Origin of the sequence: Paenibacillus septentrionalis (assembly GCF_042659865.1) — a bacterium.
Classification (GTDB): domain Bacteria; phylum Bacillota; class Bacilli; order Paenibacillales; family Paenibacillaceae; genus Pristimantibacillus; species Pristimantibacillus septentrionalis.
Map to the genome: position 1 here is coordinate 1 of NZ_JBHSTE010000016.1, position 4,456 is coordinate 4,456.

Below are 4,456 nucleotides of genomic sequence, written 5' to 3' on the forward strand. Positions count from 1 at the left end.
CTTAGCTCAGCTGGATAGAGCGTTTGACTACGAATCAAAAGGTCAGGAGTTCGAATCTCTTAGGCCGCGCCACTTAAACTTCATATGCCGGTGTGGCGGAATGGCAGACGCGCTCGACTCAAAATCGAGTGGGAAACCGTGGAGGTTCGAGTCCTCTCACCGGTACCAACTACATATATTAAGCTCTTAGGTTCAATGAAACCTAGGGGCTTTTTTATTTGTGTTTAAGTCATGAATAATCGAATAGAAAGCTAGAACGATGGTGTCTATAAATTCGATTGAGCATTCAAAACGAGATTTACGGCGATAGCATCATCGATATAACCAATTGGAAACATATAATCAGGAATACAATCAAACGGCATAATGAAGTAAAGCAATGCGCCAGCGTATAGAGCCAACTCAAATGCACTGCCTTCATTTAGACGAAAACGATCATACATTCTCTGTAAATGTTGAATAAATGGGCCTGAGGCTCCGATGTCTTTAATTTTTCCGGTAAATTTAAGAAGGATAGTCTCTTTTCCTTCTTTCGTTTGAGCGAATTCTCTTTGACGTGCCAGCTCTTGTTCTATTCTGTCCAAGCTGAAATTGTGACTGTAGTTCGAGCTGTGCAGCACCTCTTCAATAGTAGCAACAGACTCAAGCAGATCTGAATGGACGTTAGAGTCAGAATACCCGGCAGCGGCAAATAGACTGGAAACAGGAACATTCAGGCAATCGGCTAATCGTTGTAAATGTGCAGGTGTAGCTTTCCGTTTGCCATTTATTATTCTGGATATTGTAGCAGCGTCAATTCCCGAAAGTTTATCCATCCCTCTAATTGACAAAGACTGCTTCTTTAGTAGCTCTTTTAGTAATAATCCTAATTTATTGTCAGAATCATTCGGCATATAGCATTGCCCTTCCTGTGTCAAAGTAAAATAATTGTTGATAGACGTATAACCCTGCAGCCAGGCCGCAGATTGTAACCAATATACACTTGGTGTTGACATCTTGTCAACACCAAGTGTATATTGGTTTAACAGTCGTGGCATTAGGTATATAGACATACAAGAATTTTTAAGCAGAGGTTTATAGATATGAAGACACTCGCAAGTAGACTAGATGTTACCATCATCGTTATTCTGATATGTTTTATGACAATTAGCACACTTTCTATTTACAGCGCTACAATGAATACCAGCTATGAAGGACTACATAAAAATAACTTAGTCATGTACGTTTTATTATTCATACCATTGTTTGTGGTTGCATTTCTCGATTATCGAATTATTGTTCGTTATTTTTCTTATATCCTGTATGGATTGGGAGTCGGATTGCTAGTTTTTGTCCAAATGCAAGGAGTCAATCTGAATGGTTCTACGCGTTGGTTGAATATAGGATCGATTCAATTTCAGCCATCTGAGCTTGTTAAAATATTCGTTATCCTCCTAATTGCGAAAATACTAAAGAAACGAAATAGTGAACCCCTCCGAATCATCTATGACGTAGTACCAATCGCGATTGTAACCTTTTTGCCGGTTATATTCATTTTAATGCAGCCTGATCTCGGTACCTCGATTGTATACTTTGGCATTCTACTTGGGATGATTTGGGTGGGCAACATACGCTGGCTGCATGTTGCTATTGGAAGCGCGACACTTGCTATTACAGGGATGTCACTTAGCTTTTTGTATTTCGCGAACAACGAGTTGTTTTCCAAGCTAATAAAGCCTCATCAAATGTCAAGAATACAAGCGTTTATCGATCCTGCCTCGGACCCGGATAAAAGCTGGCATGTGCAAAATTCAATTAGAGCCATTGGAACGGGAGAGTTCTTTGGGAAAGGCTACATGCAAGGAGATATGATACAAAATGGTTTTATTCCTTATGATTACGCTGACTCTATATTTGTCGTAATAGGAGAGGAGTTCGGATTTTTAGGCAGTGCGCTATTATTAATATTATATTTTTTACTAATCTACAGAATGGTTCGAATTGCATATGACAGTAATGACATTCTCGGATCTTATATCGTAATAGGCGTTATCTCTATGCTAATCATTCAAATTATTGAGAACATTGCGATGCATCTAGGGTTAATGCCCTTGACTGGCATATCTTTGCCATTTATCAGTTACGGTGGAAGCTCGCTGCTCACTAATATGGTTGCTACAGGTCTGGTGTTAAGCGTGAAAATCCATCAATCTTATCCATCCTCTTATTAAGGAAACATATTCTGGAGACGGATTTTCAGCGTGTAAAAAGCTTGCTGTACGATGCGCTTACAATGTCAGCTTGATACAGCGCTGACGTAGATTGTTTTTATTAAGATCTATGCTTTATTTCTGTTTCAATACATCCATAAGCCGCTGGAGAAGCTCGTCAGGACGTTCCGTAAAGCCGAAACGGGAATATGAAGGTGAGAGTGCATCATGAAAGCAAGGATGAATTTCAATACATCTATTAACGATGTTTGAGAATCTTCAATCGCTCATTGACGAGTCATCCAAGCAGTAAATTCTCATGCGGAAGGCTGAGCTGAAGCATTTGCAAACGCCGATCCATCCTCATTCTTTACAACAGCTTCTTTATTGTTAAAACAACGGCACGCTTGGGTCGATAACGGGCAGGTTGAGCATTTTACCTTGCAGTTTGGAGATCTCCGTTTTATTACTCGTGCTAGTGATCTACCCGTTCCTCCAAGAAATACTTTATGAAAGGGCTAGCTTATAATCAGATATTAAAACAGCAGGAAGCATTGACTTGATCACTGTCTACTTGAGCAGTGATGAAGCGGTGCTGCCTGCTGTTTTACTAATTTGAAGTATGGTTAGAGTGTTAGGACGTTATATCCTCGGTATGGCGCTTGGAAGCCGGCCAAATTAGACCAATTGCCGCGCCTACAACACCAGGTATGATCCAGCCTAATCCTATTGTGTAGAGCGGTAGCATCTCGCTAAAGCGCTCATGTACATACAGAATCGCATTAGAAACGTATGCAAGCTTGAGATTGGAGTCGGCTAAGCCTTGGATAAAGCTTATAACAAAGGTCAATGCAAGACTGAATCCATATACCGATCTTTTCCCCTTGAATAAAGGGTGTAAAAACGTCAAAAAGATCATGATGACAGAAAGCGGGTATAGAATAGACAATACCGGCACTGAAAATTCAATCAATTGATTCAAGCCTACATTTGCTAGTGTTGTACTTACGATAGACAAAAGAATAGCATATGTTTTGTAAGAAACTTTAGGCGTTAATTTATGAAGGTAGCTGCTGCATGAAGTTGTCAAGCCGATGCTTGTTGTCAAGCAGGCAAGCAAGACGATAATACCGAGAATAATCCCGCCGAACGTACCAAAATAGTAATTGGATACTTTGGCAAGAACTTCACCACCATTTGCCAAATGCCCTAGCTGCTCCACGCTTGATGCGCCGATGTAGGTCAGCACCGTATAAATGATGGCAAGAATCGTTGCCGATATAATGGTGGATTTGAATCCGACGAGCATCAGCTGCTTCCTGGTGTGTGCACCGCGTTCTTTCAGCGCATTGATCACGATGATTCCAAAGACGAATGCAGCTAGCGTATCCATTGTCAGATACCCTTCCTGTATGCCGTTGAAAAAGGCATGCTGCTCATAGCTTGCCACTGGTTGCTGAAAGGTACCCATTGGCTTTAGAATCGCGGCTATGGACAATATAGAAATAAATAAAATAAGCAAAGGTGTAAGCCATTTTCCAACAATATCAATCATCTTGGATGGATTGAGCGAGAAAAGGCATGTAACTAAAAAGAACAAAATAGAAAAAATCAATAGTGGCAGTTGACCGCTCTGTTCGCTTAGATATGGTTTAATCCCGATTTCATATGATACGCTGCCTGTTCGCGGCATAGCAAAAAGCGGACCAATAGTTAAATACAGTACTGTCGTGTAAATAATTCCGAATATAGGATGAACTCGGCTTGCCAATGAAAGCAAATCCTGTTTTCCTGAAAAGCTGAATGCAATAACAGCGAGTAATGGCAAGCCTACTCCTGTAATTAGAAATCCTAAATTAGCGTACCAGCTTTCTGTACCAGCGGATTGACCCAGCATTGCTGGGAATACAAGGTTGCCTGCTCCAAAAAACAAAGCAAACAGCATAAGTCCAATAACGACAGTGTCTTTGGATGATATAGTTGTGTTATTCATAAGATGTCTCCTGTTAAGGTCTATTTAATTTCCCAAGCTGATGCATTTGTCATTATTATTTTCCTTGCCTCCTCTAGCCATACTTCAAATCAAACATCTATTACGAATAGCTATTATATCAGAAAAATTATGTTTTTGCTTGACATTCCAGTGAAGAGCATGATATATTATTTAAGTCACTCCAAACGGATGGCTTACATATGGAGGATTAGCTCAGCTGGGAGAGCATCTGCCTTACAAGCAGAGGGTCGGCGGTTCGATCCCGTCATCCTCC

The 4,456-nt window shown here is 40.6% G+C and carries 3 protein-coding genes and 2 tRNA genes; 3 read left to right on the forward strand and 2 right to left on the reverse strand.

Going from position 1 to position 4,456, the window contains the following annotated elements:
* Positions 1 to 86: 86 nt before the first annotated feature.
* Positions 87 to 168: transfer RNA gene (locus ACFP56_RS21615), tRNA-Leu, on the forward strand.
* A 98-nt stretch (positions 169 to 266) separates the two neighbouring features.
* Here ACFP56_RS21615 and ACFP56_RS21620 read toward each other — a convergent pair.
* Positions 267 to 893 carry a DUF1232 domain-containing protein gene (locus ACFP56_RS21620; protein ID WP_379238570.1) on the reverse strand — a complete coding sequence of 209 codons (627 nt, stop codon included), beginning with the start codon at positions 891 to 893 and terminating at the stop codon, positions 267 to 269.
* 189 nt (positions 894 to 1,082) lie between these two features.
* Between ACFP56_RS21620 and rodA the strand changes: the two genes are divergently transcribed.
* Complete coding sequence (gene rodA, locus ACFP56_RS21625; protein ID WP_379238566.1) at positions 1,083 to 2,210, forward strand: rod shape-determining protein RodA; 1,128 nt, start codon at positions 1,083 to 1,085, stop codon at positions 2,208 to 2,210.
* A gap of 613 nt (positions 2,211 to 2,823) precedes the next feature.
* Here rodA and brnQ read toward each other — a convergent pair.
* Positions 2,824 to 4,182: a branched-chain amino acid transport system II carrier protein gene (gene brnQ, locus ACFP56_RS21630; protein ID WP_379238568.1), complete on the reverse strand. Its 1,359-nt coding sequence runs from the start codon at positions 4,180 to 4,182 to the stop codon at positions 2,824 to 2,826.
* Between the two features lie 202 nt (positions 4,183 to 4,384).
* On the opposite strand from brnQ, the gene ACFP56_RS21635 reads away from it, so the two are divergent.
* Positions 4,385 to 4,456 (forward strand) — tRNA-Val (locus ACFP56_RS21635).

Excerpts from the sequence above, each read along its gene's own strand:
- rodA (WP_379238566.1), top strand. The coding sequence starts at position 1,083 with ATGAAGACACTCGCAAGTAGACTAGATGTTACCATCATCGTTATTCTG.
- ACFP56_RS21620 (WP_379238570.1), bottom strand. The coding sequence starts at position 893 with ATGCCGAATGATTCTGACAATAAATTAGGATTATTACTAAAAGAGCTA.
- brnQ (WP_379238568.1), bottom strand. The coding sequence starts at position 4,182 with ATGAATAACACAACTATATCATCCAAAGACACTGTCGTTATTGGACTT.